Annotated in this window: 1 protein-coding gene; it reads left to right on the forward strand. The window is 61.3% G+C overall.

The annotated features are described in order from the left end of the window. Positions 1 to 103: 103 nt before the first annotated feature. Positions 104 to 385 (forward strand): Ig-like domain-containing protein (locus tag HB376_RS40630; RefSeq protein ID WP_213769315.1); only part of this gene is annotated, 282 nt, incomplete at its 3' end.

Genomic DNA, 385 nt, shown 5'->3' on the forward strand with positions numbered 1-385 from the left:
GAAACGTGCTGTTGCGCAATGGACAAATCCGTTTCCGAGGGGCGGGTCGAACCAAGCGGCTTGACGCCCCATCGACTTCATAGCAATCAAAGGTAATTGATCAATGGCGTTTCAAACACAAGACCCGTCTCAGGCAGTCATCACGTCGGTGGGCGCAGCGCTCAACGGTGGCACGGCCAACAGCACCACGCCGGTCATCAAAGGGACGGCGGACGCGGGCGATACTGTCAGTATTTATGACGGCGTCCGGTTGCTCGGCACGGCATTGGTGGACGTGAACGGCACGTGGTCGTTCACGCCGAGCGTGGCGCTCAAGGGCGGCTCGCACAGCTTCGCGGCCATCGCTCAGGACAGCAGCGGAAACTTCGGAGCGTCGTCGGTGCCG

Origin of the sequence: Caballeronia sp. dw_19 (genome assembly GCF_018449515.1) — a bacterium.
In the GTDB taxonomy this organism is placed as follows: Bacteria; Pseudomonadota; Gammaproteobacteria; order Burkholderiales; family Burkholderiaceae; genus Caballeronia.